Origin of the sequence: Pseudomonas sp. DE0010, from assembly GCF_007680745.1 — a bacterium.
GTDB classification, from domain to species: Bacteria; Pseudomonadota; Gammaproteobacteria; order Pseudomonadales; family Pseudomonadaceae; genus Aquipseudomonas; species Aquipseudomonas parafulva_B.
Window position 1 is genome coordinate 1 of record NZ_VEJQ01000037.1, and the last position, 17,625, is coordinate 17,625.

10 protein-coding genes are annotated in these 17,625 nt (G+C 61.2%); all 10 read right to left on the reverse strand.

The genetic code is table 11. The features are described from left to right. Positions 1-190: 190 nt before the first annotated feature. The 10 genes from FS767_RS20750 to FS767_RS20795 all read right to left on the reverse strand — a co-directional run bounded on the left by FS767_RS20750 (position 191) and on the right by FS767_RS20795 (position 17,501). Entirely contained in the window at positions 191-430 is a 240-nt protein-coding gene (locus FS767_RS20750; protein WP_144967942.1) for a hypothetical protein, read from the reverse strand. Between the two features lie 38 nt (positions 431-468). Next, on the reverse strand, positions 469-1,242 hold the full coding sequence (locus tag FS767_RS20755; RefSeq protein WP_144967943.1) for an enoyl-CoA hydratase: 774 nt from the start codon (positions 1,240-1,242) through the stop codon (positions 469-471). A gap of 13 nt (positions 1,243-1,255) precedes the next feature. Further along, on the reverse strand, positions 1,256-2,383 hold the full coding sequence (locus FS767_RS20760) for an acyl-CoA dehydrogenase (protein ID WP_144967945.1): 1,128 nt from the start codon (positions 2,381-2,383) through the stop codon (positions 1,256-1,258). Between the two features lie 8 nt (positions 2,384-2,391). Beyond that, complete coding sequence (locus FS767_RS20765; RefSeq protein WP_144967947.1) at positions 2,392-3,585, reverse strand: acetyl-CoA C-acyltransferase; 1,194 nt, start codon at positions 3,583-3,585, stop codon at positions 2,392-2,394. Between the two features lie 11 nt (positions 3,586-3,596). Further along, a complete protein-coding gene (locus FS767_RS20770) occupies positions 3,597-4,364 on the reverse strand; it encodes an SDR family NAD(P)-dependent oxidoreductase (RefSeq protein WP_144967948.1) in 768 nt (255 codons plus the stop codon). A 13-nt stretch (positions 4,365-4,377) separates the two neighbouring features. Then, complete coding sequence (locus FS767_RS20775; protein ID WP_144967950.1) at positions 4,378-6,024, reverse strand: AMP-binding protein; 1,647 nt, start codon at positions 6,022-6,024, stop codon at positions 4,378-4,380. A gap of 124 nt (positions 6,025-6,148) precedes the next feature. Then, positions 6,149-10,618 carry an NEL-type E3 ubiquitin ligase domain-containing protein gene (locus FS767_RS20780; protein ID WP_144967952.1) on the reverse strand — a complete coding sequence of 1,490 codons (4,470 nt, stop codon included), beginning with the start codon at positions 10,616-10,618 and terminating at the stop codon, positions 6,149-6,151. Between the two features lie 76 nt (positions 10,619-10,694). After that, positions 10,695-11,717 carry an AraC family transcriptional regulator gene (locus FS767_RS20785; RefSeq protein WP_144967953.1) on the reverse strand — a complete coding sequence of 341 codons (1,023 nt, stop codon included), beginning with the start codon at positions 11,715-11,717 and terminating at the stop codon, positions 10,695-10,697. Positions 11,718-11,796: 79 nt separating this feature from the next. After that, complete coding sequence (locus FS767_RS20790; RefSeq protein WP_144967955.1) at positions 11,797-16,266, reverse strand: NEL-type E3 ubiquitin ligase domain-containing protein; 4,470 nt, start codon at positions 16,264-16,266, stop codon at positions 11,797-11,799. A 170-nt stretch (positions 16,267-16,436) separates the two neighbouring features. After that, a complete protein-coding gene (locus FS767_RS20795; protein WP_144967957.1) occupies positions 16,437-17,501 on the reverse strand; it encodes an AI-2E family transporter in 1,065 nt (354 codons plus the stop codon). Positions 17,502-17,625 lie beyond the last annotated feature (124 nt).

Consider the following 17,625-nt stretch of genomic DNA (forward strand, 5'->3'; position numbering starts at 1 on the left):
GACAGGCATCCATGCCTGTCACCTCCCTCCGCAAGCCCTGCGCTCGGCCTCCTGAAGTCGCGATCTGCGGCGCCTGGACGACCGCGCGCTTAGAAGCAAGAGCAAGAGCAGCGGCAGCGGCAGCGGCAGCGGCAGCGGCAGCGGCAGCGGCAGCGGCAGCGGCAGCGGCAAGGATTAAAAGCCACTTTGGCTACTTGATCAATGCCTCCGACTCTAGCTGCGGCAGACGCCGCCCGTCCGGCAACATGATCTCAACCGTCGTCTCGATAACCCGCCGCGCAGGCTGCACCGCCTGCTGCTGCGCTTTGCGCGCTTCAACCCTGCGCTCGATCATGCTGGGATACCGAGACGCCAACATCATAAGCGCAGCAACAAACAGGAACACCAAAAGTATCGCACCTGCATCACCCTGAGCGCGACGCTTCTTCATCCCTGAACCACCGGGCAAATCACTGCAAAACGCCCCCATCAACGATCCTTGAACTGCGCCTCACGCTTGTCAATGAACGCGGCCATGCCCTCTTTCTGATCTTCGGTAGAGAACGCCGCATGAAACACCCGCCGCTCGAACCGCACACCTTCGCTGAGGGTGACTTCGAAGGCGCGGTTAACGCTCTCCTTGACCATCATGCTTACCGGAATGGACTTGGCAGCGATGGTGGCGGCCACTTTCAGCGCCTCCTGCAACAGCTCGTCCTGCGGCACTACACGCGCCACCAGCCCTGAGCGCTCCGCTTCCTCAGCACCCATCAGGCGACCGGTCAGGCACAACTCCATGGCTTTGGCCTTGCCCACCGCACGGGTCAAGCGCTGCGTGCCCCCCATGCCCGGCAACACCCCAAGGTTGATCTCAGGCTGACCGAACTTGGCATTATCGCCAGCCAAAATGAAGTCGCACATCATCGCCAGCTCACAACCACCGCCCAGCGCAAACCCCGACACGGCGGCAATGATCGGCTTGCGCCGGTTGGCGATGCGGTCGGCATCGCTGAACAGGTCGTCCACGTAGATTTGCGGGTACTTGAGCTCAGCCATTTCCTTGATGTCAGCGCCAGCGGCAAACGCCTTCGCCGAACCTGTGAGCACCACGCAGCCAATGCCAGGGTCGCGTTCAAGCTGATCCAAGGCCTGGTTCAGTTCGCTGACAATCTGCGCGTTCAAGGCGTTGAGCGCCTGCGGGCGATTGAGCGTGATCAGGCCAACCTTGCCATGAATGTCCAACAGGATGGTTTCAAATGCCATGTGGTCTGCTCCTTCAAAGATTGCGCGCAATGACCATGCGCTGAATATCGCTGGTGCCTTCGTAAATCTGGCAAACCCGCACGTCGCGATAGATGCGCTCCAGCGGGAAGTCGCTCAGATAGCCATAACCGCCCAGGGTCTGCAAGGCGTGTGAGCACACCTTCTCTGCCATTTCCGAGGCAAAGAGCTTGGCCATGGACGCTTCCACCAGCGCAGGTTGCCCCGCATCGCGCAAGGCGGCAGCGTGCAACACCATCTGCCGGGCGACGGCGACCTGGGTTGCCATGTCCGCCAACCGGAAAGCCACGGCCTGATGCTCGATCAGCGGCTTGCCGAAACTCTGTCGCTCCTTGGCATAGTCACGGGCCACTTCGAAGGCGGCGCGCGCCATGCCTACCGATTGGGCCGCGATGCCGATGCGCCCGCCCTCAAGGTTGGCCAAGGCAATCTTGTAGCCCTCACCCTCCTCACCCAGTCGGTTGGCCACAGGCACGCGCACGTTGTCGAACACGATCTGACAGGTATCGGAAGCATGCTGGCCGAGCTTGTCCTCGACACGGGCCACCTGATAACCCGGTGCGTCGGTCGGCACGATGAACGCGCTGATGCCGCGCTTGCCGGCCTGCGGATCCGTCACGGCGAACACGATCACCACCCCGGCATTCTGGCCGGAGGTGATGAACTGCTTGCTGCCATTGAGTACGTAGTGCTCGCCCTCACGGCGCGCACGGGTTTTCAGGCTGCTGGCATCGGAGCCTGCCTGTGGCTCGGTCAGGGCGAATGCCCCGAGCATGGCGCCGGTTGCCAGGGGCGTTAGAAACGCGCGCTTTTGCTGTTCAGAGCCAAAACGCAGAATAGGCACACACCCCACCGAGTTGTGCACGCTCATGATGGTCGAGCACGCACCATCGCCGGCCGCGATCTCCTCCAAGGCCATGGCGTAGGCTACATAACCGGTGTCGCTTCCACCCCACTGTTCAGGCACCAGCATGCCGAACAGGCCGAGCGCTGCCATTTCCTTGATGGCTTCGCGGGGAAACCGATGCTCCTTGTCCCACTGTTCGGCAAAAGGGCGCAGCCGCTCCTGGGCAAAGCTGCGCACGGCATCGGCGATCTGTTGTTGTTCTTCGTTGACCAGCATGGTTTACCTCACTCCAGGCATTCGACAGCCATGGCCGTGGCTTCACCACCGCCAATGCAGATGGCCGCCACCCCACGACGCAGGTTGTTCTGACGCAGGGCGTGCAGCAGCGTGACCAAGATGCGCGCTCCTGAAGCGCCGATGGGGTGGCCCAGTGCACAGGCGCCGCCATGGATGTTGACCTTGCCGTGGGGCAGGTCCAGATGTTTCATGGCTGCCAGGGTCACCACGGCGAACGCTTCATTGATTTCAAACAGGTCGACATCGGCAAGCGCCCAACCCGTGCGCTTGATCAGCTTGTCGATTGCACCGATAGGCGCGGTCGGGAACAGGGCCGGGGCGTCGGCGAAAGCCGCATGGCCGTGGATGATCGCCAACGGCTTCAAGCCCCGCCTGTGCGCCTCGGAGCGTCGCATCAGCACCAGTGCCGCCGCGCCATCTGAAATGGAGCTGGCGTTGGCAGCCGTTACCGTACCGCCGTCTCGAAACGCCGGGCGCAATTGCGCGATCTTGTCCAGGCGCGCCTTGGGCGGCTGCTCGTCGTCCTTGACCAGACGGCGTTGCTTGCTTTCAGTCACCTCCACCGGGACGATTTCATCCGCAAAGCGACCATTGAGAATGGCCTGTTGGGCACGGGTAAGCGATGCGATGGCAAAATCGTCCTGGTCTTTACGACTGAAACCATTGGCCTGGGCACAGTCTTCGGCAAACGTGCCCATCAAGCGACCCTTGTCATAGGCGTCCTCAAGACCATCCATGAACATGTGGTCGATCACCTTGCCATGGCCCATGCGGTAACCGCTGCGGACCTTGTCCAGCAGGTAAGGGGCGTTGCTCATGCTCTCCATGCCGCCGGCGACCACCACGTCGGCGCTGCCTGCCGCCAGCAGGTCATGGGCAAGAATGGCGGCCTGCATGCCGGACCCACACATCTTGTTGAGCGTCGTACAGGTGGTGTGCTTGCCCAGGCCGGCGCCCAGTGCAGCCTGACGCGCCGGCGCCTGGCCAAGGCCTGCTGGCAGCACGCAACCGAACAGCACCTGATCGACGCTGTGCGCCTCCACGCCAGCGCGCTCAATCGCGGCGCCAATGGCCGCACTGCCCAACTGCACGGCAGAGAGGCTGCTAAGCTCGCCTTGCAATCCCCCCATCGGGGTTCGTACTGCGCTGACGATGACGATGGGATCTTCTAGGGTGTTCATGGGTGTTATCCTCACTTGGCTGCCATGCGCAAGGCACCGTCCAGACGGATGACCTCACCATTGAGCATGCTGTTCTCGATGATGTGGCGCGCCAGCGCCGCGTATTCCTCTGGACGCCCGAGGCGCGGAGGAAAAGGCACGCCTGCTGCGAGCGAGTCACGAACCTCGGGCGTCATGCCGGCCATCATCGGGGTTTCGAAAATGCCCGGCGCAATGGTCATCACGCGAATACCGTAGCGCGCCAGCTCGCGCGCGGCGGGCAACGTCAGGCTGGCAACGGCCCCTTTGGACGCTGCGTAGGCACATTGCCCGATCTGGCCGTCGTAGGCCGCGACGGAGGCCGTGTTGATGATCACGCCCCGTTCGCCTCCGTCGTCCGCCTCTCCCTCGGCCATCGCCTCGGCACATAACCTCAGCAGGTTGAAGCTGCCCACCAGGTTGACATTGATGACGCGAGCAAAACTGGCCAGGCCGTGCGGGCCTTGTTTTCCCAACACCTTTTCAGCGCCCACGATGCCTGCGCAGTTCACCAGACCGTGCAGGCTACCGAACGCTGCGAGTGCTGCCGATACGGCCGCCTGTGCAGCTGCTTCGTCACTGATGTCGGCCACGCTGAAACGCGCGCGCTCGCCCAGCTCGCGGGCTTTGGCTTGCACGGCGTCGCCGTTGAGGTCCACGAGCATGACCGACGCGCCCGCCTCGATCAGCATGTGCGCGGTGGCGGCGCCCAGACCTGAGGCAGCGCCGCTGACGATGAAGTGTTTGTTGGCTATTTGCATGATCGGTTTCCTTTCAAGCGCTGGCCGTGGTGGCAAGCTGCGCGTGTTGTCGAGCTATTTCCTGATTGCGCAGGATGAAGCGTTGCAGCTTGCCGCTGGGGGTCTTCGGCAACTCGCTGACGAACTCGACTTCTCTGGGGTAGGCGTGGGCGTAAAGGCGCTGGCGAACGTGCTGGCGCAGTTGCTCTTCAAGCTCGGCGCTGGCGCTGTAACCCTTGGCCAGTACCACGAATGCCTTGATCACCTCGGTGCGCTCAGGATCAGGCTTGCCGATTACTGCAGCTTCAATAACGGCTGGGTGCTCGATCAATGCGCTCTCCACATCGAAAGGCCCAACCCGATACCCGGACGTGGTAATCACATCATCGCTGCGCCCGACGAAGCTGATGCTGCCATCGGGGTTCAGTTCGACGGTATCGCCGCTCAGGTAGTACTTGCCGACAAAGGCCTTGGTCGGCAACCCGTGGTAACCGGCGAACCAGCACAAGGGCGATCGTTCGCGATCCACCGCCAGGATACCCGGCTGACCGGCGGGCAGTTCGCGACCCTGCTCATCGAGCACCACAATGCGATGCCCCGGTATGGCAAAACCTGCAGAGCCCACGTGCACCGGGTGGGCCAGGCCGTGATGGTTACACAGCACCATGCCCAGCTCCGTCTGCCCGTAGTGATCATGAATCGTTACCCCGGCATGCTCGGCGAACCAGCGAATCACTTCCGGGTTCAACGGCTCCCCTGCACTGCTCACAACGCGCAGGCGTCCTTTGACTGGGGCACTGAACTGCTCACCGGCTGCAATGAGCATGCGAAAGGCCGTTGGCGAGCCGGCCAGGTTGTTGATGCCCAGCTGGTTAATGACCTGCGTGCAGCTCTCGACACTGAAGGGGCCATTGTAGAAGGTGGTCGCGTGGCCCAATGAAAGCGGCCCGGTGACTGCGTAATACAGCCCATACGCCCAGCCCGGATCAGCCAGGTTCCAGAACCTGTCCTCGGGGCGCAGATCGATGGCATCGCGCATGTAGCCTTGGAACGCCACGATGGCCCGCAGCGGTACTTCAAGGGGTTTGGCAGGCCCGGTGGTTCCGGATGTAAACATCAATAGGAATGGATCGTCACCTGTGAGCATGACCGGCTCGCAATCAGGCGAGGCGTTTTCAAGACACCGCTGGAAGTCCGGCTCGCCGTCGCGGGCATCGACTGTAATCGTGACCGGGCAAGCTTTGACATCATCGAGCTTTATCCGATTACTGCGGTCAGTGACCACAACACGGGCCTGCGACTGGTGCAGTCGATGCTCGATGGCAGCAGGCCCGAAAGCGGTGAACAAGGGCTGATAAACGGCACCCAGGCGCCAGGTTGCGAGAATGGTGATCAGCAGTTGCGGGGTGCGAGGCAAAAGCCCCGCCACGCGGTCGCCCACACTGACACCATGGGCACGCAGGACGCTGGCAAAGCGGGTGGCCAGCACTTGCAACCTATCGAAAGTCAGCTGCTCGTAGTTGCCTTCACTGTCCAGCCAGTGCAGGGCCACCTTGTCGACGCCCGTGTGGCGATCACAACACTCGACACAGGCGTTAAGGGCCTGCAGCTCGCCCTGCAAGGCCGCCTGCGCGGCCCCAAGATAATGGAACGAGCGAACGGCCTCGGCGTAGTCACGCATCGTCAGACTCCTGCTTTTTATTGTTGGAGTGCGCGGTTAAGTCCGGACGATGTTCGCGCCGCTCAGGCGTAACCACAATGGCCAAACCATTCATTGTGAATGATCGGTTTGGCCACAACGGCGGCTAGCCCAATCCGCGTTCGCGCCCTAACAGAAATTGCCGGGTCAATTCAAATACTAGCGACTGGTCCTGAGCGGCCTGTTCGGTGTCCAGGCTGTCGAGCTGAAGCTGATAATCAACGGCATCCAGCGTTGATTGCCGCAAAGCCAATGCCGATCGACGTGCGGCGAACTGGGCCTGCAGTGCTTCAAACACCTCGGTATGCCGCTCGTGGATGTAACTGGCCCAAAACACACGTTGGGAAAGGCTCATCGATAGCGCGTCAGGGGTCATCGCTGCCATCACCTCACGGTAGGCGTTCTCAAGCTGAATGCTGGTCAGCTCGGCAGCATCGGCGTAGAGCATGCTACGGGGCTGACACGGCAGGTTCAGGCGAGCCCGCAACCTCACACGGTAGGCCAGGCTAACGGCAGCCTGGTCCACCCTTTCCCGCGCGGCCAGGCGCTGCAATACATCGCGCCTGGCGACCTGCTCAAGCCGGTCCAGGCGAAACAGTTGCTGCCCGATACCCAATAGCTCATTGCCGCGCTCCGGCGCGACGTTGTGCTCAGCCCCATCGACGAGTGCTCTGAGTTGGAGCTCACTGAACCGATCAGCAACGGTGTTCATACAGGTCAATGGCAGACGAGCCAGGCTTTGGATTCGCTGCCGCAGTTGCTCGTTGCCATCAATGGCTTGGAGTAAAGCCCACACCCGCTCCGCCAACTGGAACGATGCAGTGTCGTAGTCACCGGTATCTTCAAGAAGCCCCAACAGCCGTACCAGGCCATCGCTGTCCGAATCAGTCATCAGGCGCGACCAGAGGGCCTGACGGCTTACACGCAATTGCGGATCGCCTGCATCGAGCCAAAGATCACAGGTCACCTGAGGGTCGATTACACGCCGCGGCTCGGGAAGATGAAAATGCTCGGCGATTGAATCAAGGGCAAAGAGCCGCTGCATCTCGACACTGCTCAACCGGTTTCGCTCCACCATGAAGCTCATTCGGCGGGCGTGTGGCAGCTGTAGAATTTCCGCAGGCACAACGTGCAGGAGGTTGTCACGCAGATCGACGCGTTCCAAGGTGCTGCACAACTCCAACTCGTGAGGCCACCCACCCAACCTGCAGTGACGCAAGTTGAGTTCGACCAGGCGCGTCAACTGGTTATAGCGCATCTCAAATGCCCCTAGCGGGTTGTAGCTCAGATCCAGGTGGGTCAACTGCGGCAGGCGGGTCAGCGCATTCAAGGCGTGATCGTTCAGCCGGATGCTGTTGCGTGCAAGGCGCAGGGTTCGCAACTCGACCAGGTAGGCAATCTCGGTGGGCACGCCCAGCAGACCGTTGCTGCTCAGGTTCAATTCTCTCAAACGGGTGAAGCATGAAAGGAATCCAGTGGGCATGTGCGTAATCGGCACGTCACTGATGACCAATGATCTTGTGAGTTCGAACTCGATATGGGCAGGCAGCTCGGGCAGACTGCCCACATTCAGATTGACAAGGCTCAGCCGCTGACCGGCCGCCTCATCACCCAGAGGTTCGCTCGTCTGTCGCCAGGCGCGGCGGATCTGGTCGGCGATCTGCCGACGAGCCGGATTGGACTCGAAGCCTGTCCAGCGGTTCAGGTGTCGCTCAAGATCAGCATGGTCCTCTTCCAGTTCCAGCAAGGCGTCATAGGCAGCCTGAGGGCCTTCGAGCAAACGCGCCAGGCGGTTGTCGATCGCACCATCGGCCAGGCCAGGGTACAGATTGCGTAAACGGTTCCTTAGCAGGCTGTCGGGGCTACGACGTCGAGCCGGACGACCGCTGAGTGGGTAGCCTACGCGACCGTCGGGCATACGCCGGCCTGGGTTGAACCAACGATCCTGTCGAGGCCAGCCAAGTAGTTGCTCGACCTCGGCATGCGTTTCAGGCATCTGTGCCACCAGGCGATCACGCAAGGTCGCGGCAGCGTGATCGCCATCCAGATCAAGCGCAGTGCGCTGGGCAGGCTCCAGCAATGCGAGCAGTGTCTGGTAGAAGTCGTGCGACTCGTCTATCAAAGCACCATAGCCTGCACTTGCCTCTTCGATGGCCCGGAAACGCCCCTCCTTGTGAACGATCTTTACCAGATTAGCGTCCGGCGACTTATCACCTACCGCCGCAATCCGGTGCGCACCCGGGCCGTCTGTCCAGAGCTCTACGTGCAAGGCCGGCCATGCGTCCAATCGCTGCAGCAGGGCCAATGCGAGTTCGCCCGCTTCATCGCAGTAAGCGTTGGGCAGGTACACACCGCACATGGCCCGGGTCAGCCTGGCAACACGCAGCAACGACGCGCCCTGGCGCAGGCAACGCAACGGCAGCTTGCCCACGCCAAGGGCCAGATCGCGCTCGGTTCGCCCCACGTCCGCGGCCAAACCTTGGACATAACGCTCGGGCAGACCCGGCATGTCTGATCTGATGACAGACGACAACGGGTCATCGACCATGGGTACCTGGCAGAGGTGCTTGAACATCAGCCCGCGTAAGCGATCTGCATCCTCAAGAAGGCGCTCATGCAGCTGCACCCCCCTACCGCCACCGGTTTGCTCCAGGCACCACTGCACCAACACTTCTTCATTGCGTGGGCTTGCACCGGCTTGCAGGGTTTCAAAGAACCTGCTGACACGCGCATCGGCTTCGAAACGCTCCAGGCTGTCACGCAAACTGGCTGGAATGTCCCGCGCCTCCACCAGTAAACCTCGTAGCGCGGCAATATCGATTCCAGCGGCCTGTATCACCTTGCTGGCCTGCTGGTGAGTGAGCGGTCTTGCCTGAGGCCAAAGCTGTTCGAGCATGAGATCGGGCTGATCCGCTTCCAGTGGTCGACCATCGTTCAACCGCCAGCTTCGCTCGCCGAAGTTTTCGAGAACAGGCCCAAAGCCTGCCGGACGCCGAGCATGACGCAAGCGCCATGGCCCATTAGGATCAGGGCGATGCACCTGGAAATAATGTTTGCCACTACGAAAGAAAGCTCGCCCCCAGTCCCTGTGCAGACCGTCGCTCTCCAGTTGCGGGTCCCCGGGCAAGCTGGCGTAGACCTTGAGGTCGTTGGCCCATAGCCGCGACTTCCCATCGAGCCCGCTCACCGGCTCCAGCCCTTCTACAAAATCAGCGGCTGCATACCCCCTGGCCAGTATGTTGGCTCCGGCGCCGACAACCGCAGTCACCGCTAACGTCTCGGCCACGCCAAGCATGTGCTCCAAGGCCTCGTGCTGATGACCGTGATACCAGTCAGCTGCGCCCTCGAAGACTTCCGAAAGGGTTTGCACCACCAATTGTCCAAGCAGCATTGCGCCCACCACAGGTATGAAAAGTCCAGCCAGGTTGACCAGATTCCAGCCCAACGAGCGCCACTGCTTGCGTCTTGCTTCAGAGGCGTGTCGATCCACCTGCGCGGTTGGTACCAGCAACAGACGCGCGTCGTCTTTGATTCGCTGGACCTGCTGATCGACCAGCCTTGAGAAGATATCCTCCGTTCCTGTAATGCCTTCAAGGGACAGGTCAGGCACGGGGTCGCTCAAGCGCTTGCTCAATGTATCGAGAAAGGAAGCGCGCCCTTCTACAGAGACCAACTGACTGAAATAAACCCGGTAGTCCTCCTTCTGCAGAGCGGCCGCGAGCACGGCGTTCATTTGCTGGATAGACGTGAAATGGCGCAATGCCTTGCCTGGATCGCTGGGCCTGTAGAGAACGGTCCCTCGATCCGCACCATGCTCATCGCGCAACTGGACGAGCACGACATCGCACAGGGTATGCCCCAGCATGCTCAGCAATCCTGGGTAGGCCCGGAGCTCGCCGTGATCGACCTCATCGCTTGCCAAGCTCGCCAACGCCATCTGCTGACTGGCGGTTAGATCACCGCGTAGCGCCGCCACTTCGGTAGCCAACCCAAGCGCCGCACGCTTGTCTGCAATCAGTGCGTTGCAGGTGTCATCGGTGAACACCTGCGACAACAGCTTCTGATAACGCCCGCCGGCATCCAGGTCCCGGCACGCTTGCACCAGTGCATCCGTACCCGCGGTGAGCAGGTTATCTTCACCTGTGTTGACCATACCGGTGCCCAGGTAGAAGCTGGCCTGCTCGTGAAAATTCTGCATCAAGCGCAAGACGGCAGGCTCTCTCAGTTCGATGACTTCATCCACAGGGAGGGCGATGCCTTGCGGGACCTTGAATTTGCGCCGGATCTCCAGCCACTGCAGCGTATCCAGGGAGGGGCTACCCGGTAGGTGTGCAACCAGCCTCTGCATGTGCAGCTCAGCGAAGCTTTGCAGTGGAATCAACCGCTGCGTAGAGGCGTGCACGCGTTCCTGGCTGGCCTGGTGCGCCTTGAAGCGGTCACGCAGGCGATTGAGTTGAGCAGGAGAAGCCCGCTTGAGCCAATCAGGCAGGCGCGCGGCTATAAAGTCATGGGTAGCGCTGGCGACCTTGGCAGAGGACGTAGTCGGGCCGGAAGCGCTAGTGAGGGAAGCTGCCATCGTGGAAGTCCTGTCGGTGCTGATTCAGCCTCGACTGTGTGGTGGGCGCTCAGCGACTGGCAGACGGAAACCCCACCTAATCCACCTTCCCTGCACCCAGGACCAACGTTCGGTAGTGACCCGGATTGCAGCCAAACCACTTGCGGAAGGCCTTGTAGAACGAACTGCTGTCGGCAAAGCCCAAGCGCGCCGCGATTTCCAGCATCCCAACCTGCTCCTGCGCCAACCAGCTGATAGCCAATTGGCGCCGCACACTGTCCTTGAGGGCCTGATAGCTATGTCCCTCCTCTGCCAGCCTGCGCCGCAGCGTAGAAGCCGACAGGCATAACCGGCGGGCGAGCCCATTCGCATCGGGCCACGACGCTGGGTCTTGCTCACTCAGCTCGCGTCGAATGCGTCGAGCGAGGCTGTCGGGATCACGATACTTGACCAGGATGTTGGCAGGCGCCTGGGCCAGGAAACGGTGCAGCTCGTCATCGCTGCGCCGGATGGGCTGATCGAAGCAATCGGCGGCCAGGATCATGCGGGTGCGCGGCCGAGAGAAATGCAGGTTTTCCGAAAACATGACACGGTAGTCATCGCAGAATGCAGGTTCGGTACAGCGCAATTCGATGGCCAGAATCGGAATGCGACGCCCTGCCAGCCAACACGCCACACCATGGACGATCATCCAGAATGTGAAGTAGGTGAAGGCTCGTCGAGGCTCATCAGTGGGTTCGACGATGATGATCTCGGCCAGGCTTTGCTGGCGAATCAAGTGAGGCTGTAGGTGATCCAGGGCCAACGACAGGAAAGCCAGTGCGGTTTCGATGCCTGTCCCGACCGTTGGTTGTCCCCTGCTGGCACGGCAGAGAAATGCCAGGCTGCCGCTGCGTAGCCCGCGCGGGTCCATGGCAAAGAACTCATCGTTGCAGCGCCTCGCCAGCAGGCGCCAGAGGCGCGCGTAAGCAGTTGCCGCCACACGCGCACCTGGCACCATAAGCAGGTGCGGCTCGATGCCTGCCTTGCGCAGCACCAGAGGCGCGTCGCCTGCTTGGGGACAAGCCTGCAACAATGCCTCGCGTACCAGTTCGATGGAAATAGTGTCCTTGTCGCTCATTGGCGGCCCAGTTTGCTCGAATGCAGCCATCTTAGGACCACAGCGCCAAAACGCTAGCATTCGATCGCTGCACGCCGACTCAGCCAGGTAACTGTTCATTCTCCCGGGCCAAGGCTTGGCGTGTGAGTTCAAGCGCCTTGGCCTTTACCGCCTCATCACAAGCCTTGGCAATCGCCCTGGCCTGAGTATCGTACTGGGCATCTGTCAGCCTCTCACGCCCTGCATAGAGCGCCTCCATCTGCTGCACGAACGGCTCGCGTAGAACATCGAAGGATGTGCGGTACTGGCGTTGCAGGTGATCGAACCAGAAGCCACGCTCACTGATGTCCATGGCCAGATCATCGCTGGCCTCGGCTGCGCGAACCGCTGCTTCGGCCGTTTTCAGGTGTTCCTCCGTGACCCCTGCAATCGTTCTGAACTGCATGGTGGTTGCCTGACCTGGCAATTCCAGTGTCCGCGCCAGCCCCACCCGGTAGGCAAGGCTGACTTCGACCTGATCCACCTGCTCGCCACGGGTTTCGCGGCCGCTCATGTCTTGGCGGGCGTACGCCTCCACCCGGTCCAGGCGGAAGAAACGTCGCGCCAGACTCAATAGTTCACCCTCTGCGTGTTCTCCAGCAGCGGCCTCGACCGACGCACTCAGCAGCCTGATCTCAAGCAAGCCGAAACTGGAGATGACACTGTCCACGCACGTGCGAGGTTCGCTGGCCAAGGCGAAGGTTTGCTCGCGAAGTGCGGTGTTACTCTCGATGCTGTCCAGCATTGTCCAGACCCGGGCCTCCAGATCGTCCCTGGCCAGACGAAAATCGCTGGTGTCAGTGAGTTCGCCAATGAGGGTGAAGAAATCGCCGCTGCCGGACTCATCCACCAGACGGTTCCACTGGGCGGTACGCGACGCCCGTTGGGCAGGGTCCAGGCGCTCGACCCAACGGCTGAGATGAAATACGTCACCGTCGGCACTGGGCTCGCTGTCTGAGGTGCGGCTGGCATCGACCCACAGGTCGCGGTACAGGGCAGGCAGCGGGTTGTCTGCCAATGCCAGCCTGCCTCGCCAGTGGGTGCGCTGAGCCCGCACGGCCAACGGCAACTCGGCGATATTGTTGTCACGCAGGTCTACATACTCCAGCGAAACCGCTCGCTCAAGATGAACCGGGACTTGTGTCAACCCTACTCCACGCAGCCCCAGTTGACGCAGGCGAGGTAATCGGTCCATGGCAATCGTAAAATTGCCGATACTGTTGTCGCTCAGGTCAAGCACACTCAACCTTGGCATGCCCGCAAGCACTTCGAAACCAGCATCGTCCAGATGCAGGCTGTTACGCGAAATCGTCAGTTCCTGCAACTCACCCAACTGCGTAAGCACAGCGGGGAGCCGAGTCAGGGCGTTGTTGTCCAGGTTCAGCGTCGTAATGCCTTGAAAGGGCCTGAGAAAGCGTTCGGGTACTTCACCCAGTCGCATGTTGACCAACGCGACCTCGCTGACATGGCTAAAACCCTCCACCGCGCTCAAGTCGGGCAGCTCGCCGGTACCGATACCCGATAGCGACAGCAGCATGCCTGGATCTCCATTGGCTTGCCGTCTACCTGAGTGCCCTTGGAAGCGCCAGCAGCGCCTTAGCTCGTCGCAGATTCTACGTCGCAAGACTACATCGGCCGCATCGGCAGGCAGTGCAGCCCATTGCTCGAGTGTCAGGTCCAGACGCGTATATTGGCCCTCAAGCTCCAGCAAATGGGTAAAAGGCGAACCAGGCTGCTCCTCGAGCACTTGAAGATAGAGTTCGAGTTGTTGCGCGCTAAAACCTGGATACAGGCTGCGGATACGATCCTGAAGCGTACGCTCGGCCAGGTGGTTGGCGCTGCCGCGACCACTTAGCAAGTAGCCATAACGATGGTCAGGCAGGCGGGCGGGTGCGCGGAAGGTCGGCCGGCTCACCTGCATGCCCATCAGTTCCTGCACAGCCTTTCTTTGTGCCGGGATGCGCGCCTGCAAGCCTGCCCGCAGCGCTTTCACGCCATCGGTTGTTGACCATCCCAGGCGGCTACGCTCGGTCTCAGGAAGAAACTGCCAAAGCCTCTCGAGCAAGCCGCAGGCGCCAGGCGCGTCTTGTGCAACGGGTTTGCCCCCCTCATAGACCGACATCTGCCCATGCTCCCACACCAGCACTTTCACACTGGCGGGATCTGTCACCGGGTATAGCTCTGCCAATACCCGCCCTGTAGGCGACGCTTCGCGAACCTGAACATTTTGGGCCATGGGCCATGCAGGTTCTTTTCGCAAAAGCCCGAAGACCAGCGAAGGCAGGTCAGGGTGATAGGCGTTTTCAAGGTACAGGCCCTGTAATGCGCGACAGACACGGGCCTCCTGTAATGCCAGACGCGCGCTCTCGGCAAGCGCCAGATCAAGACGACCCTGCCCGAGCAATCGCTGACGCTGCTCGGCCGTGCCGTTTGCAATCACCTCTTCAGCATAGGCAGCGGGCAACCCTGGAAAATCACGCTGGATTACCGCTGCTTCGGGGCTTATGGCAAGTGTGTGCGTCAAATGGTTCATCAGGCCCTCGCGCAAGCGAGGCGCCTGCGCGAGGATCGATGCAGATACTGAGGCCGGTGCGCGCTGTTGCTCGGTCAACTGATCGACGCACCATTGCAGCAGAGGGGAGTCGTTCTTGCCCTGGTGGCTCGCGAATGTGGCGAAGAAGTCTTCGATGCGCTTGTCAGCTTCAAACCGCTGCAATGTGTCGCGCAGACTTACAGGCAACGCCCTTTGCTCCGCGACCGCCCGGCGTAACTGGGCCTGGTCCACGTCGGCCACCTTGAGTACCTGAGTCACACGCTGCGGATCCAGGTCGGAAGTAACGGGCCATAGATGACCCAGCAAGGCTCGCTCGCCATGCCACAATTGCGGTCGCTGCCAGTTCAACCGCCAGCCATACTCACCGTTCCAATACAACGCCGGCGCGAAGCCGGCTTTGCCATCCTGACGAACCAGGCGCCAGGGATTTGATGAGTTTTGGCGGCTGACGGGGTAATAGACGCCCTCATGAAGCCACCAGTGACTGTCACCGTGCTGGAAAAGACCCTTCTGACCTCGTACAGCATTGTGAGGCACGCCCAGCGCTCGGTAGTGACTCAAGTCCTCGACCCAAAGCCGAGGCACTGCATTATCCAGTTCGACTGGCACCATCTCGTCGACGAAGGCGCTGCGCCTGAAGCCCCGTGCAACTGCCGCACCGCCCGCCGCCGTCAGCGCGGTAACCGCTACCGTTTCGGCCACACCCAGTACATGCTCCAGCGCTTCATGCTGATGGCCCCGTGACCAGTCATACACCGCTACGCCAATTTCGCCCAGCACCTCGACCACGGTTGCAGCCAACATCATCGCGCCGAGTTGTGGGACAAACAACGCTGCCATTTGTGCGAGGTTCAGACCCACCTGTTCGAGCGTCTGTAGCCGCTGAAGCCTTTGCAGCCGATCTACCTCTTTGACAGGCACCAGAAGAAAGCGGGCGTCCGCCTTGATGCGGGCCACGTGCAGCCGGGCCATCTCGGTAAACGGTGATGCGCCGGCGGTTTTGCCGGTCACTTCAAGATCAGGGGCTGCATCACTCAGCCGCTTTTCCAGCACTGCCTGAAACCCTGCCCGGGCATCGACCGCCACCAGCTTCAGTAGGTCGCTGGCATGCCCAGGCTTTTCGAACAGGTTCACCATGTGGGACTTCAAGCTGTCCAGATCGCCAAACTTCTTCAAGGGCCCATGGGGCAGGTAGAGCAGTACTCCTGCACCCGGGTAGGCCAGGCCGCCGGCCCCACCGTCGGAAAGTTCGATCAGCAGCGCACCGATCAGTGCATGCCCGAGCACATGAAGGTGCTTGACCACGACTGCCGGTTGCTTCGGATCAGGCGCCACCACCTCTTCAAAAGTATGCTCCAAGGCAGCGACATCCACTTCGGTGATGTCGCCTCGCAGCCCCGCGAGTTCCACGGCCAACGCGAGGCGTTTGCGCACGCCCTGGGCGAGCAGCGTGCAGGCTGCATCGTCAAAGAAGGTAGTTAGGTAGTCCTGATAGCGCTTGCCCGTGTCCACCAAGCGGCAGGCAGTGGCCAGGCTCGCACTGTTCACAAGCAGTGGAGCGGTAAAGGACATGCCATGAGCCCCGGAGATGATGCCGCTGCGGGCGTCGAAGCTTGATCCGGAGGGGAAATTCTGCATCAAGTGAGTCATTGCAGGGTGAAACGTGTAGTGATGATGCAGCGTCTCGCTCCCAAGCACGCTGTAGCTGTCCCAGCGCTCCCGCCAGAGCGCATGCGTCAGATCCACCTGCACACCCAGCTTCTGCTCTATCGTGGCAGCCAGCATCTGCTGTGCGTACCACTGCGGCGAGACCATGCCTTTGAACAGTGACGCCAGGCGCTGCTCGATATGGCGGTTTTCTTCCGCGCGCGTGCGCAGGGCTCGTATCTGCTCCAAGGAAGCCGCATGCAGCCATTCAGGCAAGTGCTGTGCAATAAAGCTGTCGGTATGGTTGGAAGGCGTAGTGAGGATGGCCATGGTCGGCTCCGGGTCAAAGGTTGCCGTGCACCTTTACCGAACCTTGCGAATCAACACAGAGGGAACTCGACCACCTCATTGAGCCGGCCTGCTTTAGTGCGAGGCCGGATGACGTAGGGCAGACCTGGCGGCCAACCCCTGTTCAGCAAAAGCCAGTACTTGGCTTGCGGTTATCGCGGCAGCTGCACCTGAGGCTTGCTCGACGCAAAGATCGCCCAGCTGGAGATGAACAACGCGGCGATCAGCGGACCGATGACGAAACCGTTGAGCCCGAATACCGACAGGCCGCCCAAGGTTGATACCAGGATCAGGTAATCGGGCATGCGGGTGTCCTTGCCGACCAGGATGGGCCTAAGTACGTTGTCGACGAGGCCGATCACCAGCACGCCGAACGCGGTCAGGATCACGCCCTGCAGGATCGCGCCGGTCATCAGGAAGTAGATCGCCACCGGCCCCCAGACGATGCCTGCGCCAACGGCGGGCAGCAGCGAAAGGAAAGCCATCATCACCGCCCAGACCAGCGCGCTGGGGATCCCAAGGATCCAGAAAATCAAGCCGCCCAGCGCCCCTTGAGTGATGGCCACCAGCACGTTGCCCTTGACCGTAGCGCGCACTACACGCTTGAACTTCAACTGCAGGCGGCGCTTCTGGTTTTCAGGCAGCGGCACGGCCATGCGCACCTTGCGCACCACCTCGGCACCTTCGCGCAGGAAGAAGAACAGCAGGTACATCATGATGCCGAAGCCCACCACGAAATCGAATGTGCCCTGGCCAAAGCTGAAGGCCTGGGTAGCCAGGACCTGGCTGCCTTGGGAGGCCCAGGTGGTGATCTTGTCACGCAGGGCCTCCAGGTTGCCCATGCCCAAGTTGTCCAGCGCGTTCTGGGCAAACGTTGGCAGCATGTCCTTGCCCCGCTCAACATACCCTGCGATGTCCAGCTGGCCGCTCTGGATGCGTTGATACAGCGTTGCCCCCTCCTGCACCAGCAGGCCGCTGATGATGATCACCGGCAATACCGCCACCAGTAAGCAGATCAGCGTGGTCACGGCAGCGGCCACGTTGCGGCGGCGCCCAAAGCGCATGAGCAGGTTGCGTTGCAACGGCGCGAACAGGATGCCCAGGATTACCGCCCAGAAGATGGCGCCGTAGTAAGGCAGCAAGATCCAGACGAAGGCAACGGTCACCAGTGCCAGGAGCACCGCCAGCGCCTTGTTCTGCAAAGCAGTTTCGTTCATTTCCGGTCCTCGGATGGGTTCTGGGGTATTAGTGCGTGGCGCTGGGGTAAAAGTGCCACTTGCCCCTTGATTCAGATCAATAAGGCCGCACCGCAAGCGGCTTAGCATCCGCGCCCTTTACCCG